This window comes from Variovorax sp. LjRoot175 (assembly GCF_964253805.1).
GTDB lineage: Bacteria > Pseudomonadota > Gammaproteobacteria > Burkholderiales > Burkholderiaceae_C > Variovorax.
The window spans coordinates 2,735,615-2,752,629 of sequence record NZ_CAXURY020000001.1 but is presented as its reverse complement, the minus strand read 5'-3'; the positions used below and the strand labels follow the sequence as shown (position 1 = coordinate 2,752,629).

The following is a 17,015-nucleotide window of genomic DNA, read 5'->3' as shown; positions in this document are numbered from 1 at the left end:
GTGGAGCGATCTTAGGAACGGAGTGCCTGCGCCGCGCACCACGCCGCGCACACCTTCTTTGCGTTTTCTGAAATGAAGGCCCTCGATTCGCTGCGGATCTTCGTGACGACCCTGCGGAAGGGAAGCCTCTCGGCCGCGGGGCGCAGCCTGAGTCTTTCGCCCGCCACCATCTCGCGCCGCATCAGCGCGCTGGAGGAAGAGCTGGGGGTGCAACTGGTGGACCGCACCAGCCGCAAGCTCAAGGTCACCGAGGCGGGACAGGCCTTCCTCGGGCGCGCGGAGGTGGTGCTGGAGGCGATGGCGGAGGCGGAGGAAGCCGCGCGCAGCTCGAAACTGCTGCCCGAGGGCCGTCTGCGCATCCACTCGCGAACGCAGATCGGCCTGCGCGTGATCGCGCCGCTGCTGCCGCGCTTCGCCCAACGCCATCCGGACATCCAGCTGGAGTTCGAACTCTCCGAACACCCTGTGAACCTGGTGGAGCACGACTTCGACATCGACATCCGCACCGGCGAGTCGACCGATTCGAGCTTCGTGATCAAGCGGCTGCTCAGCAGTGACGAAGTGCTGGTGGCCAGCCCATCCTTCATGAAGGTGCACAAGCGCATCCGCCACCCGCGCGACCTGCCGGAGGTTCGCTGCCTCACCTACCGTCGCGAGCACGAGGCCACCACCTGGAAATACATCGATGAACAGGGAGAACAGCAGGAGCTGGTGATCCAGGGCGTGCTGAGCTCGAACAACGGCGAACTGCTGCGGCTGGCCGCCATCGGCGGCATGGGGATCGCGCTGCTATCGGAGCCCACGGTGCGCAGCTGCATCCAGGACGGCTCGCTGTTGCGGCTCCTTCCCGATTACCGGTTCGCGGTGCGCGGGTTCTCCAACGGCATCTACGCAGTGTTCCGCCAGAGCCGCGCGCTGCCGCTGAAAGTGCGCGCCTTCGTCGACTTCATCGCCGAGGCGCTGCGCGAAGGCGACGCGGCCTGAGGCCGGCTTCAGTCCGCGAAGCGGTGCGCCGGCATCCCGGCGGCGGGCATCCCGCTCAGCTCGAACAGGCCGCCGTCCTGCGGCAGGAGTCCCGCGAGATGCGTGCTCCTGGAGATCGACGTGACATAGGCAACTTCGAACTGCGGGCCGCCGAAGCACAGGCTGGTCGGATGCGTTGCCGGCAGTTCCACCATCCGGTCGAGCCGTCCGTCGGGGGCGAAGCGGGCCATCTTCCCGATCCGCGTCAGCACGGTCCAGACGAAGCCCTGAGCGTCCACGGTCGCGCCGTCAGGGCCGGATCCGTATCCCTCGGTCTGCACGAAGACGCGCTGGTTGGACAACGGGCCTTCCGGCGCGTAGTCATAGGCCCAGATCGTGCGGACCGTGCTGTCGGCCACGTAGAGCGTGCGGCCGTCGAGGCTGAAGCAGGGGCCGTTGGTCAACCCGAACCCGCCCGCAATGCGCTCCACGCAGCGGTCGGGCCGCAGCCGGTACAGGCCGCCGAGGACAGCGTCGCCCGGCTGGCGGTTGATGTGCATGGTGCCGGCGATGAAGTTGCCCCAGGGGTCGCATTTGCCGTCATTGAGGCGCACGTCCGGGTGATCGATGTCGATGCTGGCCAGGATCTCCAGCTTGCGCGTGGCGAAGTCGTAGCGGGCGAAGCTGTTCTTCAGCGCCGCGACCACCGAACCGCTCTCGCAAGGCGCAATCGAGCCGACCGGCGCGGGCAGGCCGTGTTGCTCGGCCTCGCCGGTGGCAGGCCACAGCCGCCGTAGCGTTCCCGCCAGCGAGTCGATCCAGCAGACGGCATGCGCGCGCGCATCCCAGCACGGGCTTTCGCCCAGCAGGTCCTTCGTCTCGCCGACCCTTCGAATCTCCACGGTCATCATGGGGTCGAAGTTTGGCGACGATCCGGCACAGCCGGCGGCGCGCCCTGCAAAGCAGCTTTGCAGTTCCTGCGTTCCCGTGGTCCCACTCGGCTCCTAGAGTCGCCCGGATGAACGAACGAGCCGCTCCTCCCCCGCCCCTGCAGGGCATTCGCGTCATCGAACTCGGCAACTACATTGCGGGCCCCGGCACCGCGATGACGCTGGGCGACCTCGGCGCGGAGGTGGTCAAGATCGAATCGCTGGAAGGCGACATGGCGCGCCACACGGGCCACTTCGGCCACGCCATGCTGCGCGCCTACAACCGCAGCAAGAAGTCGATCGCCCTGGACCTGCGCAATCCGCGCGGGGTGGAGATCGCGCTGCGCCTGATCGAGCGTGCCGACGTGGTCGTGCAGAACCTGCGGCCGGGCGCCGCCGAGGCACTCGGATTGGGGGCCGATGCATTGCGCGAGATACAGCCGGGGCTGGTCTACGTCTCGATCAGCGGCTTCCCCGCGGGCGCGCCCTCGCGCGACCGGCCCGGCTACGACATCGCGGCGCAGGCGGAAAGCGGCCTGATGTCGGTGACCGGCGAGCCGCAGGGCCTGCCGCAGAAGGTGGGCGCCACCATCATCGACACGGCCACCGTGCAGGTGGCGGCGCAGGCGATCCTGGCTGCGCTCTTCCGGCGCGTGCGCACCGGCATCGGCGAAACCATCCGCATCTCGCTGCTGGAAGTGGCGCTGAACCTGCAGCTGCCGAACTGGAGCGACTACCTGGCGCGCGGCGTCGAGCCCACCCGCAGCGGCGACGGCCAGCCGCTGAGTGCCCCGGCGGCAGACATCTTTCGCACGCACGACGGCATGGTCGTGGTCTCCGCCTACGTGCAGGCTCACTGGGTGCGCCTGTGCGAAACCATCGGCTCCCCCGCGCTGGCGACGGACCCGCGCTTCCTCACCAACGAGCTCCGCGTCGCGAACCGGCCGGCCATGAAGGAGGCCGTGAGCGAACGGCTTTCGCGGTACGGCACGCGCGAGTGCGTCGACCTGCTCACGCGCAACAACATCGTGGTGGGTGTCGTGCGCAGCTACAGCGATGCCCTTGCGGGCGAAGACTTCCGGGCCAGCAGCATGGTCATCGAGGCTGCGCCGAACGGGGATCGCCCCGGCTATCGCAGCTTCGGCCTGCCCTACGACCTGTGCGACACGCCGCGCCTCCAGACCCAGGCCGCACCGGCCCACGGCGCGCACACCGAGGAATTGCTGCGGGAGGCGGGATTGAGCGACGCCGAGATCGCGGCACTGCGCGAGGCCGGCGTCGTGAAGGCCGATCAGTCCACCCGCTCCACTGGCGGCAGCTTGTAGCGCCCCTCCAGCAGGCGCTGCTGCGGGTGGTACATCCGCAGGATCAGGTAGAAGGGGGCGTCCGGCGCTGGCAACCAGTTCGACCCGGGCGTGGCAGGCCGCCGGTGGCCCACTTGGATCGTCAGTGCGCCGTCCGTGTCCCGCTCCAGGCCGCTGCGGCTGCCGAGCGCATGCCGGCCGAGCGGATGACCGGCCAGGAAGCGGTCGTCGCCATACACCGTGATGGACCAGAACGCATCCACCGGCAGGTCGCCGCCGTCCTCGAACCGGATGCGGTACGCATTGCGCCCGTGCAGCAGCTCGCTGTGCTGGTCGTAATCGGCCGGCGCGTAGATCGCCTCGTCCGCGGCCAGCGCGCCGATGCCTTTCCAGGCCGTGGCTGCGCGCAGCATGTAGTCGTTGCCGAAGCGGCCCAGGCGCGTGGAGAAGCGCCAGGGCGCCTTGGATGCGGTGTGGGTGTGGCCTTCGATCAGCGCCATGCCTTCGCGATACGCCCCGCGCAAGCCCTCGATCGCGGCGCCGCGCAACTCGGTGAGCACGCCATCGGGTGGCAGCGCGATGTTCGCGGCGGTGAGCAACTCGAGAGGCGCGCGCTGCGACGGCGGCGGCGGAAAGTCATTGAACGCCCGCGCCAGGTTGGAAAAGAAGTCGAGCGCCGCATCTCCCGTGTCCTGCCACTGTGCCAGGCTCGCGAACGGCGCCGGCACCGGCGCGCCGTGCAGCCGGAACCCGGCTTGCATCGCACGCGCCGCGGGCAGGTCCGCTTCGTCATCCACGATCACGCGGCCGAGCAGCCACACCAATGCGGAAGGACAACGAACGGCGATCGTGCCTGCCACTGCGGGCGACTCCGGCGCGTCCGGGCCCAGGAGTGCATAACGAGCGCCCTCGGGGGGCACGTTGCGCGTGCCGAAGTTCTGGAAGTTGTTGGTGTAGACATCCAGGAGCTCCACGACGAAGTAGCGGCTGCGCGCCGGGATCTCCAGCAACACGGGCCCATGGCGAAGGTCCAGCCAGGCGTTGCTGTAGAGCAGGTCGACGGTCGGCGTGTTGAAGTCGCGGTCGCTGTGGGTCCACTGCCGCGTGCTGTGCGCGATCGTGTTGAACGGCGCCCGACCATGGCCCGGCTTGCCGGACATCGCCTGTCGCCGGCAGGTCTGCAGCGCCTCCAGCAGCGGATAACCGGCGATCACGGCCGGCAGCGCGGCCTGCATGGCCCACCGGGCCTGGATGGATGACGGCGTCACCGGAACTGTGGATGTCATTCGATGAAGTGAACCAACGGATGGACGCAGGATAGGCCGCGCAGGCCTGCCCCGCGTGCACGACATACAAAGCAGCTTTTCATTCCCTGCACGTCCGCGCGTTGTACCCGGCCATAGACTGAGTCCAGGATTTACCTGCCCCTCCGAGGGGACAAAAGGAGACAAAGTGAGCTATCGGAAATTCATCTCGGGACTGCTGTCCGGACTGGTCGTGGCCCTGGGTTCGGCCCAGGCGCAGACGGCCACCAAGATCGTCGTTCCCTTCGCCGCCGGTGGCGGCACCGACCAGTACGTCCGCATCCTTGCAGCCGAACTGACGAAGCGCGGGACCCAGGTCATCGTGGAAAACAAGCCCGGCGCCAGCGGGATCGTCGCCGCAGACTACGTGGCGAGGTCGCGCCCGGACGGGCTCACCGTGCTGGTGTCGTCGCTGGGAACCCTGGCGAACAACACCGTCCTCTACGAGAAGCTGCCCTACGATCCCAACAAGGACTTCGCGCCGGTCACGCAGATCGCCTACCAACCGGCGATCATCGTCGGCCGGGCCGACCTGCCGTACACCAACATCAAGGAGATGGTCGCGTACGCCAAGGCCAACCCCGGCAAGATCAACCGCGGCTCCCCGGGCGCGGCGATCCTGACCAACCTTGCTCCCATGAGCTTCGAGAAGGCCGTCGGCATCAGTACAACCCATATCCCCTTCAACGGCGATGCCCCCGCCGTGCAGGCCCTGCTCGGCGGCCAGATCGACATCCATGGGACGTCCATCACCGGCTCCTTGCCGCATATCCGCAGCGGCAAGCTCCGCGTGTTGGGCGTGATGGACAGCCGCAGGCTGCCGCAGGTGCCCGAGGCGCCGACGTTCAAGGAGATGGGCTACGACTTCGACGCCACGCTGTGGTACTCGCTCTCGGTGCCGTCCGGCACGCCGAAAGACGTGATCGACCGTCTGAACAAGGCCGTCAACCAGGTGATCGCCGACCCGGAGTTCATCACCAAGGCCCGCGCCATTGGCATGGAGCCGCGCGGCGGCACGCCCGAGGAACTGGCGAAGTTCGTGCGCACGGAGCACGATCGCTGGGTCCCGCTGCTCCAGAGCCTGAACCTGCCCAAGCAAGTCCACTAGGTGATTCAAAGGCCGCCCGGGGGCGACGCCCCCGATTGGCGACGCGGACCCAAGCTCCGCGCCACTTCATCGAGCAGCCGCGGCACCAGCACGTTCTGCGACGACGCGAGCCATACGCCGTAGGCCTCCGACGACGTGCTCGCGCCCTCCAGCGGACGAAACACCGCCCCCGGCAGCGCGCAATGGCGCATCGCGTCGGGCACCAACGCCACGCCCATGCCCTGCGACACCAGCGACACCACGGCCAGCCAATGGCGCACCTCCTGGCGCACCTCGGGCCAGAAGCCGGCGTCGGCGCAGATCGACAGGATGCGCTCGTGGTAGTCGGGCGATGCGCTGCGAGAGAACAGCACGAAGGATTCGTCGCGCAGGCCGGCGAGCGCGACCTTGCGCTTCTTCGCCAGCCGGTGCTGGGCCGGCAGGCAGGCGACGAAGGGCTCGGACACCAGCAGCCGGCACTGCAGTTCGGCCGGCACGCGGCGTGTATGGACGAAGCCGACGTCCAAGCGGTCGTGCAGAAGCTCGGCCATCTGTTCGCCGGAGTTGAGCTCGGCCAGCGTCACGCGCACCGCCGGATGCGCCGCCTGGAAGCGCGTCAGCGCCTGCGGCAGGCCGCGGTAGAGCATGGCGCCGACGAAGCCGATGCGCAGCCGCCCCGCGGATCCTTGCGCCACGTGCCGCGCCTCCATCCGCGCCTCGTCCGCATCGCGCAGCAGCGCGCGCGCCGAGGCCTGCAGCGTCTGGCCCGCGGCGGTGAGGCGCACCGCCTTGCTGTTGCGCTCGAAGAGCTGCGCGCCGACCGATTCCTCCAGCTGGCGAATGGCCACGCTCAGCGGCGGCTGCGAGATCGCCAGCCGCCGTGCGGCCCGGCCGAAGTGCAGCTCTTCGGCCAGGACGATGAAGTAGCGCAGGTGGCGAAGCTCCATGGCGAGGCCCCTTTCAACAATAGTCATATCGGATTGATCAAGACCAATTTGATATTAGACAAGAATCATCGCCGCACCAAGAATTCGGGGAACAAGGAGACAAGCCATGCCCAGCCACGCTGCGACCGCCGACGGCACTACCGTCCATCCCGTACCCGACCGCCACGGCCGGAGCCTCTACGCCGACGACACCGAACTGCACAGGTTGCTGGCGCTCTACCTGCCGGCCGACCTGCTGGCGCACATGCAGCCGCACTTCGAGCGCCTTGGGGCCCTGGCTGGTGGCCGGCTCGACGAGCTCGCGCACACCGCAGACCAGAACCCGCCCACGTTGACGCTGCGCACCCGCACCGGCATCGACGACCCGCGGGTCCACAAGCACCCGGCGTACGTCGAGATGGAACGGCTCGCGCTGAGCGAGTTCGGCCTCGCCGCGATGTCGCACCGCGAGGACACGCTGGGATGGAAGGGCCGCATGCCGCCGCTGGTCAAGTACGTGCTGACCTATCTCTTCGTGCAGGCCGAGTTCGGCCTGTGCTGCCCGGTGTCGATGACCGATTCGCTGACGCGCACCCTGAAGAAGTTCGGCAGCCCCGAGCTGGTCGAGCGTTTCATGCCGCGCTTGCGCTCGCTCGACTTCGACACGCTGGCGCAGGGCGCGATGTTCATGACCGAGCAGGCTGCCGGCTCCGACATCGCCGCCACCCAGACCCGCGCCTGGCAGGACGAGCAGGGCCAGTGGCGCCTGGGCGGCGACAAGTGGTTCTGCTCCAACCCCGACGCCGACTTCGCGATGGTGCTGGCGCGCGTCGACGGCGGCCCGCCGGGCATGAAAGGCGTGTCGCTGTTCCTGCTGCCGCGCCGTCTCGACGACGGCAGCGCCAACCGCTACCGCATCCTGCGGCTCAAGGACAAGCTGGGCACGCGCTCGATGGCCAGCGGAGAGATCCGGCTCGAAGGCGCCCTGGCCTACCTGGTGGGCGAGCAGGGCCGCGGCTTCGTGCAGATGGCCGACATGGTGAACAATTCGCGCCTGTCGAACGGCGTGCGCGCCGCCGGCCTCATGCGCCGCGCGGTGGCCGAGGCCGAGCACGTCGCGCACGAGCGCCGCGCTTTCGGCAAGCGGCTGGAAGACATGCCGCTGATGCAGCGCCAACTGCAGAAGCTGCGGCTCCCCGCCGAGCAGGCGCGCAGCATGGTGTTCCAGACCGCCCAGGCGCTGGCACGGTCCGACGACGGCGAGACCGCCGCCTACCCGCTGCTGCGCATCCTCACGCCGCTCATCAAGTTCCGTGCCTGCCGCGATGCGCGCAAGGTGACCGGTGACGCGATGGAAGTGCGCGGCGGCTGTGGCTACATCGAGGAATGGGCCGACCCGCGCCTGCTGCGCGACGCGCACCTCGGCTCCATCTGGGAAGGCACCAGCAATATCGTCGCGCTCGATGTGATCCGCGCGGTGAAACGCGAAGGCTCGCTGCCGGTGCTGCAGGCGCACTTCGAGGCGCTGGTCGACGACGCGCCGCTCGCGCCTGCCTTTGCCGCCGCGCTGCGCGATGCTCTCGCGCGCGCCGTAGCGCTGGCGTTGCTCGCGGCCGCAGACGGCGGGGACCGCCTCGCGCGGCAGGCCGCGTCGGCGCTCTACCACGTGGCCAGCGCCATCGCGATGGCCTGGGAGGGCGCGCGTGGCGGCTCGGCGCAGCGTATCGAATGGGCGCAGCTCGTACTGCTGCACCGCGTGTTGCCGCGTGACCCGCTTGCTGCATTGGCGGTGCCGCGCGACTGGACCGCCGATTCCCCGGAGGCCCTCACGGCCTGACCCCTTCTCACCCACACAACGACGGAGACAAACCCATGCGACTTCTCGCCACACTCGTGCTCGCCAGCGCCGCGGCCCTGCCCTTGCTGCCTGCGGCACAGGCCGACACCTTTCCCGACAAGCCCGTCACGCTCGTGATCCCGTTTCCGCCGGGCGGCCCGACCGACGCGATGGCGCGCACGCTTGCTGCAGAGATGAAGAACCGCCTCGGCCAACCCATGATCGTGGAGAACCGCGCGGGCGCCGGCGGCAACATCGGCGCCGACTACGTCGCGCGCGCCACGCCCGACGGCCAGACGCTGCTGTTCGGCACCTCGGGGCCGTTGGCTATCAACGCCAGCCTCTACCGCAAGGTGAGCTACGACCCGGTGAAGAGCTTCGCACCGGTGATCCAGGTCGGCCATCTGCCGAATATCCTGGTGGTGAACCCCGCCGTGCCGGCGAAGAACGTGAAGGAACTGATCGCCTACGCCAAGGCCAACCCGGGCAAGCTGAGCTACGCCTCGTCGGGCAACGGCGCGTCGTCGCACCTGGCCGGCGTGCTCTTCAACGCCTCGGCCGGCGTCGACCTGCAACACATCCCGTACAAGGGCACCGGGCCTGCGTTGAACGACCTGCTGGGCGGCCAGGTGAGCATGAGCTTCACCGACGTGCTCACCGCCCTGCCCTATGTCAAGGCCGGCAAGCTGCGCGCGCTGGGCGTCACGACGGCCGAGCGTTCGCAGGCGCTGCCGGAGGTGCCGACCGTCGTCGAGCAGGGCGTGCCCGGCTACGACGTGAGCGTCTTCTTCGGCATCGTCGCACCGGCCGGCACACCGCCCGAGCGCATCGCCAAGCTCAACCAGGCCTTCGTCGAGGTGCTCGACACGCCCAAGGTGAAACAGCTCTTCGCCTCGCAGGGCCTGGAGCCGGCGCCCGCCCACACACCGCAGCAACTGGGCAAGTTCATCCAGGCGCAGATGAGCAAGTGGGCCGGCGTGGTGAAGCAGTCCGGCGCGCAACTCGACTGACACCGCCATGAACGCATCGCCTTCCTCCACCGGCGCGCTGGCCGGCATCCGCGTGCTGGACATCTCCCGCATCCTCGGCGGCCCCTACTGCGGTCAGATCCTCGGCGACCACGGGGCCGACGTGCTCAAGGTCGAGCCGCCACAAGGCGACGACACACGCACCTGGGGCCCGCCCTTCAAGGACGGCGTGGCTTCGTACTACCACGGGCTCAACCGCAACAAGCGCACGATGCACCTCGACCTCGGCAGCGCCGACGGGCGCGAGGCGCTGCTCGCGCTGGTGGCCGAGGCTGACGTACTGATCGAGAACTTCAAGACCGGCACGATGGAGCGCTGGGGCATCGGCTACGAGACTCTGGCGCAGCGCTTCCCGCGGCTTGTGTGGTGCCGCGTGTCGGGCTTCGGCTCCGACGGCCCGCTCGGCGCCCTGCCCGGCTACGACGCCGCGGTGCAGGCGATGACGGGCATCATGAGCATCAACGGCGAGGCTGACGGCGGGCCGCTGCGCGTAGGCCTGCCGGTGGTCGACATGGTGACGGGCCTCAATGCGGTGATCGGAGTGCTGCTGGCGCTGCAGGAGCGCCAGCGCAGCGGACGCGGGCAGTTCGTGGAGGCGGCGCTGTACGACAGCGGCCTGTCGCTGCTGCACCCGCATGCGGCGAACTGGTTCGTCGACGGCAAGGCGCCGAAGCGCACCGGCAATGCGCACCCCAACATCTACCCCTACGACGCGCTGGCGACCGGCACCGAACCGGTCTTCGTGGCGGTCGGCAACAACGGACAGTTCGCGGCCTTCTGCCGCTGCATCGGCGTGCCCGAGCTGGCGGACGATCCGCTGTACGCCACCGCAGGTGCCCGTTCCGTGAACCGCGAAGCGCTGAAGGCAACGCTCGAAGGCGCGATGAAGGGCTTCGACGGCAACACGCTGGTCGACACGCTGATGGCCGCCGGCGTGCCCGCCGCACCGGTGCTGCCGGTCGACGCGGCGCTGGCGCATCCACACACAGCGCACCGCGGCATGGTGGTGGAAATGGCCGGCGGCTACCGCGGCATCGGCGCGCCCGTCAAGCTCGGCCGCACACCGGCGACGTATCGCCACGCGCCGCTTACTCCGGGCGAGGGCTTTGAAGCGCGCTGAGATTCACTCGTCGGGTGGCGCGGCTTCGAGGTCGGGCGAGCTTGCTGCCCCAAACGCTCCTGCAGGAACTCGATAAAGCGCTGCGTCTTCGCCGGTAGCAAACGGGTCTCGGTGAGTGCGTAGACGGGCGTCGGGTTGGCCTGCCCCCCTGGTAGAACCCGTCGCAAGCGACCGGCCACCACATCCTCGGCGGCCACCTCCTCAGGCAGCAGTATCACGCCCAAGTCCAGGGTCGCCAAGCGCCGGAACATGCCGACGCTGTTGACTTGATCGACCCTTTCCTGGGAATCGACCATGCGTGGATGAGTGCTCCCACTTCGCTGCGGCGGTGAAGTCGACCGGCCGCAGGAAGTTCATCATCGCCGGTGTGACCAATGACGTGTGCACGGTCTATCCGGCGCTGACCCTGGTATCGCAAGGCTATGACGTGCAGGTGGTCGCGGACGACGGTGGCTCGCCGAGCAAGTTGGCCGACGACATGGCGCTGCGTCGCATGGAGAAGAACGGCGTCACACTGACCAGCACCAACCAGTTGATTGCCGAATTGGCAGGCAGCTGGGCCACACCTGAAGGCGGCCGCATCGTGCAGGAGGTGCTGATGGACGCACTGCAGGGTTAAAAATGTCGCATGCAGCCAATCGTTGAGCGCTGCTCGAGCCGCAGCGATTGGCATGCAGTCTGCTCTAGTTGTGATGTTTCAGTAGGTTGTTCAACGTCCGCTTGTTCCCCGTGGATGGCGCCGTGCAGCCACTTCAGCCGCCGAACCACTTGGCCGGCACGGTGACGAGTTGCGGGAACAGCACCATCAGGAACAGGATCGCGAACTCGGCCGCCATGAAGGGCAGCACGCCCCTGGTCACATCGTCCATCTTCATGCGCCCGACACCGGCTACCACGTTGAGCACGGTTCCGACCGGCGGCGTGACCAGGCCGATCGAGTTGTTGATGATGAAGAGCACACCGAAGTAGACCGGGTCGATGCTCGCCTGCTTGATCACGGGCATCAGCACCGGCGTCAGGATCAGGATGGTCGGCGTCATGTCCATCGCCGTGCCGACGATCATGCACACCACCATGATCGCGATCAGCAGCATCGTCTTGTTGCCCATGAAGGGCTCGAGCAGCCCGATTACCTTGCCCGGCAGATCGGCCACCGTGATCAGCCACGCCGACACCAGCGCGGCCGCCACCAGGAACATGATGACGGCCGTGGTCTTGGCGGCACTCACGAACACGGCGTACAGCTGGCCGACCTTTAGTTCGCGGTACACCACCGTGGCGACGAAGAAGGCGTAGACCGCCGCCACCACGGCCGCCTCGGTCGGCGTGAATACGCCGAAGCGCAGCCCCACCAGGATGATCACCGGCAGCATCAGGGCCCAGGTCGCCTGGCGCAGCGCCGTCCAGATCTCGCGCGCCGATTTGCGCGGCGGCGGCACGATCTTTTCCTTGCGCACCAGGAACATCCAGGTCAGCCAGAGCGAAGCGCCGATCAGGATGCCGGGGAAGATGCCGGCCAGGAACAGCTTGGAGATCGACACGTTGGCTGCGACGCCGAAGATCACGAAGGCGATCGACGGCGGGATCACCGGCCCGATCACGCCCGAGGCCGCGATGAGTCCGCCGCAGCGCGCCTTGTCGTGGCCGGCGGCCACCATCATCGGCAGAAGCAGCGCGGTGAGCGCGGCCGCATCCGCCACTGCCGACCCCGACAGGGCCGACAGCAGGATGGCCGCGAGGATCGCCACGTAGCCCAGCCCGCCCCTGATGTGGCCGACGAGGGCCAGCGCGACGTCGATGATGCGCTTGGACAGGCCGCCCACGTTCATGATCTCGCCGGCCAGCATGAAGAAAGGTACGGCCAGCAGCGGGAAGCTGTCGGCGCCGTTGACCACGTTCTGCGCCAGGATCTGCGCATCGAACAGGTCCAGGTGCCACATCAGCGCCACGCCTGTGGCCAGGAGCGCGAAGGCGATCGGGATGCCCAGCGCCATGGTGCCGAGCAGCGCGCCGAGGAAGATGGCGACGGTCATGTCCTGCTCCTGGCCTGCTCGCTGGCGGCAGGCGCCGACTCCGCGTTCTGTCGCGCCAGCTGCGCCTGGAGTTCCTCGAATTCGGCGGCCTCCTCCGACTCCTTGACCATCACCAGTTCGTCGTCGCGCAACTGCCCGCTCAAGGTGCGCCACAGCTCGCGCAGCAACAGCACACCTGCCGACACCGCGAACACGACGCCGGCAAGATAGAAGATGCCGATGGAGGCACCCGTCACCGGCGCCTCGACCTCCCAGTTGATCTTGACCTGTGCCAGGCTGCCGGAGAAGAGCAGCCAGGTGACGTACAGCATCAGCAGCTGGCCCAGGACCAGGCAGACTTTCTTGCCGGCCACCGGCAGACGCGTGACGAGCATGTCGCTGCCGAGGTGCGCGTGCTCCTTCAGCGCGACGATGGCGCCGAGAAACACCAGCCAGACGAACAGCCAGCGCGACACCTCTTCCGACACGGTGATGCCGGTATTGAACGCATAGCGCAACACCACGTTGCCGAACACCAGCACCACCATGATCGCGAGCGCCAGCGCGACCAGCGCATCGAGCAGCTTGCAATAGCCATTGATCAGTCGGTTCATCGACGTCCCCTCATGACGCGCCGTGCGCGCCCGGTTTCACTCAAAACTGAGCAGCACCTTCATCGCCTGCGAGCGATCGGCCGCCAGCGCAAAGGCGCGCGCCGAGTCGCGGTAGGACAAGGTCGCCGAGATCAGCGGCTTCACGTCGACCAGCCCCTTGTTGAGCAGTTCCACCGCCACCGCGAACTCCTCGTGGAAGCGGAAGGCCCCGCGCAGGTCGAACTCCTTGGCCACGATGGTGTTGATCGGCAGCGTCATCTCGCCGCCCAGCCCCAGCTGCACGATGATGCCGCGCGGGCGCAGCGCATCGAAGGCGCCGACCAGCGCGCGCTGGTTGCCGCTGGCTTCGAACAGCACGTCGAAATGCCCCTTGTCGGCCGTGAAGCGCGCCAGGCCATCGGACTCCTCGGCCACGTTGACCACCTCGTCCGCGCCGACTTTCAACGCCTTGCCCAGCGTGTGCGCACCGACGTCGGTGGCCACGATGTGGGTGGCGCCGGCGCGCCGCGCCGCGATGATGGCCAGCGCGCCGATCGGCCCGCAGCCGGTGACCAGCACGCTCTTGCCGAGCAGCGGGCCCGCGCGGCGCACCGCATGCAGCGCGACCGACAGCGGCTCGGCCATCGAGCCTTCGCCGTCGCTCACGCTGTCGGCCAGCCGATGCGCCTGCCAGTGCTCGACCACGATCTGCTGGCGGAAGGCGCCCTGCACGTGCGGCGTGCGCATCGCGCTGCCGTAGTAGCGCATGTCCAGGCAATGGTTCTGCAGGCCCTGCTGGCAGTAGCGGCACAGCCCGCAGGGCCGGCTCGGGCTGATGGCGACGCGCTCGCCGGCCGCAAAGCTGCCTGCGCCGGCGCCAACCGCTTCGATCACGCCGGCCACCTCGTGGCCCAGCACCATCGGCTCCTTGATGCGGATGGTGCCGAAGCCGCCATGCTGGTAGTAATGCAGGTCGGAGCCGCAGATGCCGCCGCAGCGCACGCGCACCTGCAGCTGGCCGAGGCCGAGTTCGGGCGTGGCGACTTCTTCGACGCGCAAATCGCCGGGGGCGTGGATGACAAGGGCTTCCATGCGACGCCCTATTTCTTGATCTCGACGGTCGCCAGCAGCGACTTGAAATAGGTCGATTGGCTGTTCATGAAGGCCTGGAACTGTTCGCCATCCATATAAGCCGGCTGCAGGTTGGCCTTGGTCAAGGCTTCGCGAAACGCGGGGTCCTCGGAGGTCTTGCGCGCCGCCTCGCGCAGGTACCGCACCACCTCGGGCGGCGTGCCCGCGGGCACGCCCAGGCCACGCCAGGTGCCCAGCACCAGGTCCACACCCTTCTCCTTGAAGGTCGCGACCTTGTCGTAGGGGGCCGCGAGCCGGCCTTCGGCCATGGACACCAGGACGCGGACCTTGCCGGCCGCCACGTGCGAACCGATCTCCGCCGGGCTCACGACGATCGCATCCACATGGCCGCCCGCCAGCGCGAGCACGCTCGGTGCGGCGCCCTGGTAGGGCACGTGGTTGAAGCGCACGCGCGTCTTCTGTTCGACGGCGGCGGCCGCGAGGTGCCAGATGGTGCCGGTGCCGGCGTTGCCCATCGACACGGCGCCGTCCTGCTTTCTCGCGACGGCCAACAGGTCGTCGATCGACTGCCATGGCGAGTCGGCGCGCACGGCGATCAGGCCCGGATCGCCATTGAGCCGCGCAACGGCGATGAAGTCGGCGGTCGTGACCTTGGTCATCCCGAGGTGCGGAATGATCGCCAGCTCGGAGATCAGCACGCCGATCTTGTAGCCGTCGGCTGGTGCGCGCTGCACTTCCGTCATGCCGATGCCACCACCAGCACCTGGCTTGTTGGTGACGACGAAGGGTTGCGGCACGCTCTTCTTGGCAGCTTCGGCGAAGAGCCGGGCCATCACGTCCGTGCCGCCACCCGCCGACGAGGGCACGACGATCTCGATAGGCCGGCTCGGATAGTCCGCGGCCGGCGCGACAGGGGACCACAGCGTCGCCGCGATCGCGGCGATCGCGGCGATGGCGCCAAGAATGTTTCGGGTGTTCATGGTCTTCACTTTCCGGAACGAATGCGTTCCACCTCGGCCGTCATTTCCTTGCCCAGTTCGCCTGTCGTCTGACGATGCTTGTCGATCACCGGCTTGAGCTTGTCGCGCATCCGTGCACGTTCCTGCGCCGAGACTTCGGTGATCACCATGCCCCGGCTCTTGAGCGTGTCGAGCGCCTTGGCATCCAGCTCGCGCGACACCTGGCGCTCGTAGCTCTTCACCTCGTTCGCCGCGTCCGTCAGCACCTTGCGCTCATCGGCCGACAACTGGTCCCAGAACTTCTTGCTCATCAGCACGAGCAGCGGCGAGTACGCATGGCGCGTGGTGGAGGCGTACTTCTGGACCTCGTAGAACTTGGTCACCTCGACGGAGATGAACGGGTTCTCCTGGCCGTCGACGGCCTTCTGCTCGAGGGCCGAATACAGTTCGGGGAAAGGCATCGGCACGGCGTTGGCGCCCATCGCATTGAAAGACTCGATGAACACCGGAATCTGCTGCACGCGGATCTTCAGTCCCTGGATGTCCTCGAGCTTCGCGATCGGCCGCTTGCTGTTGGTCAGGATGCGAAAGCCATGATCCCAGTAGGACAGGCCGACCAGCCCTTTGGCAGGCAGCTTGTCGAGCAGCTTCTTGCCGACCGGGCCGTCCAGCGCGGCGTCGACCTCCTTGAAGCTGTCGAACAGGAAGGGCGTGTCGAAGACGCCGAACTCCTTGTCCATGCCGGTCAGAAGGCCGGGCCCCATCATCGACATCTCGATGGTGCCGCCCTGCATCGCCGATGCCACCACGGCTTCACCACCGAGCGTGCCGCTGCCGTAGAGCTTCACGTTCAGTTTGCCGCCGCTCTTGCTCGCGACCATCTCGGCAAAGCGCTTGGCGCCGATCCCGTGCGCCGAGTCCGCCGTGTTGGCAAAAGCGAACTTGATGTTGCGCTCCTTGATGTCCCGCGCGAAGGCCAAGCCCGCGGCGCCGACGCAGGCGCAGGCAACGGTCAATCCAACAACGACCGCGCGAATGCTTCGTTTCATCGACTGTCTCCTAATGGAATGTGTAGTTAGAGAACGCTTAGAGAACGGAAACCATGCCGCCATCGACGTAGATGATCTGGCCGCTGACGTAGTTGGAAGCGCTGGACGCCAGGAACACGGCCACGCCCACCAGTTCGTCGGGGCGGCCCCAGCGACCGGCCGGCGTGCGGCCCTTGACCCAGGCATCGAAGCTCGGGTTGTCGATCAAGGCCTGGTTCATGTCCGTCAGCATGTAGCCGGGCCCGATGGCGTTCGCCTGGATGTTGTGGCCGGCCCATTCGGCAGTCATGGCGCGCGTCAGCATCTTGATGCCGCCCTTGGCCACGGTGTAGGGCGCGACGGTTGCGCGCGCCAGTTCGCTGGTGAGCGAGCCGATGTTGATGACTTTGCCGCGGCCGCGCGGGATCATGCGGCGGGCCGCCTCGCGGCCGACAACGAAGGCGCTGGTCAGATTGGTCTCGATCACGCGGCGCCAGTCTTCCGTCGCGAGCTCGACCATGGGCTTGCGGAACTGCACGCCGGCGTTGTTCACGAGGATGTCGATCTCGATGCCGGCCGCGTCCAGCTGGTCGAACGCGCCGACCACTGCGCCCTCGTCGCAGACGTCGAAGGCATACGCCTCGACCGCATAGCCCTTGCCGCGCAGCGCTGCGGCCGAATCGGCCAGCCGTGCCGCATCGACGCCGTTGAGCACGATCCGTGCGCCGGCGGCGGCAAGGCCCTCGGCGATGGCGAAGCCCAGGCCGCGCGAGGAACCCGTGACGAGCGCGGTGCGGCCCGTGAGATCGAAGAGTTGAATGGACATGGTCTCT

15 protein-coding genes and 2 pseudogenes are annotated in these 17,015 nt (G+C 67.9%); 7 read left to right on the top strand and 10 right to left on the bottom strand.

Annotated elements, in window-relative coordinates; all coding sequences use genetic code 11:
* Nucleotides 1-72: 72 nt before the first annotated feature.
* Nucleotides 73-984, top strand: coding sequence for a LysR family transcriptional regulator (locus ACSQ89_RS13765; RefSeq protein ID WP_093111657.1), 912 nt, complete (start codon nucleotides 73-75; stop codon nucleotides 982-984).
* An 8-nt stretch (nucleotides 985-992) separates the two neighbouring features.
* Here ACSQ89_RS13765 and ACSQ89_RS13760 read toward each other — a convergent pair whose 3' ends face one another.
* Nucleotides 993-1,874, bottom strand: a complete 882-nt coding sequence (locus tag ACSQ89_RS13760; RefSeq protein ID WP_436290407.1) for an SMP-30/gluconolactonase/LRE family protein — start codon at nucleotides 1,872-1,874, stop codon at nucleotides 993-995.
* A gap of 107 nt (nucleotides 1,875-1,981) precedes the next feature.
* Between ACSQ89_RS13760 and ACSQ89_RS13755 the strand changes: the two genes are divergently transcribed.
* Nucleotides 1,982-3,217 (top strand): CaiB/BaiF CoA transferase family protein, encoded by a 1,236-nt coding sequence (locus ACSQ89_RS13755; RefSeq protein WP_436290408.1) that lies wholly within the window; start codon nucleotides 1,982-1,984, stop codon nucleotides 3,215-3,217.
* Here ACSQ89_RS13755 and ACSQ89_RS13750 read toward each other — a convergent pair.
* The gene (locus ACSQ89_RS13750) at nucleotides 3,184-4,482 is read right to left on the bottom strand and encodes a DUF1254 domain-containing protein (protein WP_436290409.1); all 1,299 of its coding nucleotides are present in this window, start codon (nucleotides 4,480-4,482) and stop codon (nucleotides 3,184-3,186) included. The two genes, ACSQ89_RS13755 and ACSQ89_RS13750, sit on opposite strands and share 34 nt — an antisense overlap.
* Nucleotides 4,483-4,648: 166 nt before the next feature.
* Here ACSQ89_RS13750 and ACSQ89_RS13745 point away from each other — a divergent pair, with 166 nt between their 5' ends.
* Entirely contained in the window at nucleotides 4,649-5,608 is a 960-nt protein-coding gene (locus ACSQ89_RS13745) for a Bug family tripartite tricarboxylate transporter substrate binding protein (RefSeq protein WP_093111651.1), read from the top strand.
* A gap of 5 nt (nucleotides 5,609-5,613) precedes the next feature.
* Here the strand turns inward: ACSQ89_RS13745 and ACSQ89_RS13740 are convergent, their stop codons facing one another.
* Nucleotides 5,614-6,534, bottom strand: a complete 921-nt coding sequence (locus ACSQ89_RS13740) for a LysR family transcriptional regulator (RefSeq protein WP_436290410.1) — start codon at nucleotides 6,532-6,534, stop codon at nucleotides 5,614-5,616.
* Nucleotides 6,535-6,640: 106 nt separating this feature from the next.
* Between ACSQ89_RS13740 and ACSQ89_RS13735 the strand changes: the two genes are divergently transcribed.
* The 3 genes from ACSQ89_RS13735 to ACSQ89_RS13725 are packed head-to-tail and all read left to right on the top strand — an operon-like array spanning nucleotide 6,641 to nucleotide 10,498.
* Nucleotides 6,641-8,350, top strand: a complete 1,710-nt coding sequence (locus ACSQ89_RS13735) for an acyl-CoA dehydrogenase family protein (protein WP_093111647.1) — start codon at nucleotides 6,641-6,643, stop codon at nucleotides 8,348-8,350.
* A gap of 35 nt (nucleotides 8,351-8,385) precedes the next feature.
* Nucleotides 8,386-9,360, top strand: a complete 975-nt coding sequence (locus tag ACSQ89_RS13730) for a Bug family tripartite tricarboxylate transporter substrate binding protein (RefSeq protein ID WP_436290411.1) — start codon at nucleotides 8,386-8,388, stop codon at nucleotides 9,358-9,360.
* Between the two features lie 7 nt (nucleotides 9,361-9,367).
* The gene (locus tag ACSQ89_RS13725; protein ID WP_093111643.1) at nucleotides 9,368-10,498 is read left to right on the top strand and encodes a CaiB/BaiF CoA transferase family protein; all 1,131 of its coding nucleotides are present in this window, start codon (nucleotides 9,368-9,370) and stop codon (nucleotides 10,496-10,498) included.
* A 41-nt stretch (nucleotides 10,499-10,539) separates the two neighbouring features.
* Here the strand turns inward: ACSQ89_RS13725 and ACSQ89_RS13720 are convergent.
* A pseudogene (locus ACSQ89_RS13720) lies at nucleotides 10,540-10,764 on the bottom strand (LysR substrate-binding domain-containing protein); the annotation flags it as partial.
* Nucleotides 10,765-10,811: 47 nt separating this feature from the next.
* On the opposite strand from ACSQ89_RS13720, the pseudogene ACSQ89_RS13715 reads away from it, so the two are divergent.
* Nucleotides 10,812-11,117, top strand: a pseudogene (locus ACSQ89_RS13715) (isochorismatase family protein); the annotation flags it as partial.
* Nucleotides 11,118-11,250: 133 nt separating this feature from the next.
* On the opposite strand, the gene ACSQ89_RS13710 reads toward ACSQ89_RS13715, so the two are convergent.
* Genes ACSQ89_RS13710 through ACSQ89_RS13685 form a run of 6 tightly spaced genes read right to left on the bottom strand, consistent with a single transcriptional unit; the run spans nucleotide 11,251 to nucleotide 17,008 of the window.
* Nucleotides 11,251-12,531 carry a TRAP transporter large permease subunit gene (locus ACSQ89_RS13710; protein ID WP_436290412.1) on the bottom strand — a complete coding sequence of 427 codons (1,281 nt, stop codon included), beginning with the start codon at nucleotides 12,529-12,531 and terminating at the stop codon, nucleotides 11,251-11,253.
* Complete coding sequence (locus ACSQ89_RS13705; protein WP_436290413.1) at nucleotides 12,528-13,124, bottom strand: TRAP transporter small permease; 597 nt, start codon at nucleotides 13,122-13,124, stop codon at nucleotides 12,528-12,530. The genes ACSQ89_RS13710 and ACSQ89_RS13705 overlap by 4 nt, the downstream gene beginning before the upstream one ends.
* 36 nt (nucleotides 13,125-13,160) lie before the next feature.
* A complete protein-coding gene (locus tag ACSQ89_RS13700) occupies nucleotides 13,161-14,195 on the bottom strand; it encodes an L-idonate 5-dehydrogenase (protein WP_436290414.1) in 1,035 nt (344 codons plus the stop codon).
* 8 nt (nucleotides 14,196-14,203) lie between these two features.
* Nucleotides 14,204-15,175 (bottom strand): tripartite tricarboxylate transporter substrate binding protein, encoded by a 972-nt coding sequence (locus tag ACSQ89_RS13695; protein WP_436290415.1) that lies wholly within the window; start codon nucleotides 15,173-15,175, stop codon nucleotides 14,204-14,206.
* 5 nt (nucleotides 15,176-15,180) lie between these two features.
* A complete protein-coding gene (locus ACSQ89_RS13690) occupies nucleotides 15,181-16,203 on the bottom strand; it encodes a TRAP transporter substrate-binding protein (protein ID WP_436290416.1) in 1,023 nt (340 codons plus the stop codon).
* Nucleotides 16,204-16,240: 37 nt separating this feature from the next.
* A complete protein-coding gene (locus ACSQ89_RS13685; protein ID WP_436290417.1) occupies nucleotides 16,241-17,008 on the bottom strand; it encodes an SDR family oxidoreductase in 768 nt (255 codons plus the stop codon).
* Nucleotides 17,009-17,015 lie beyond the last annotated feature (7 nt).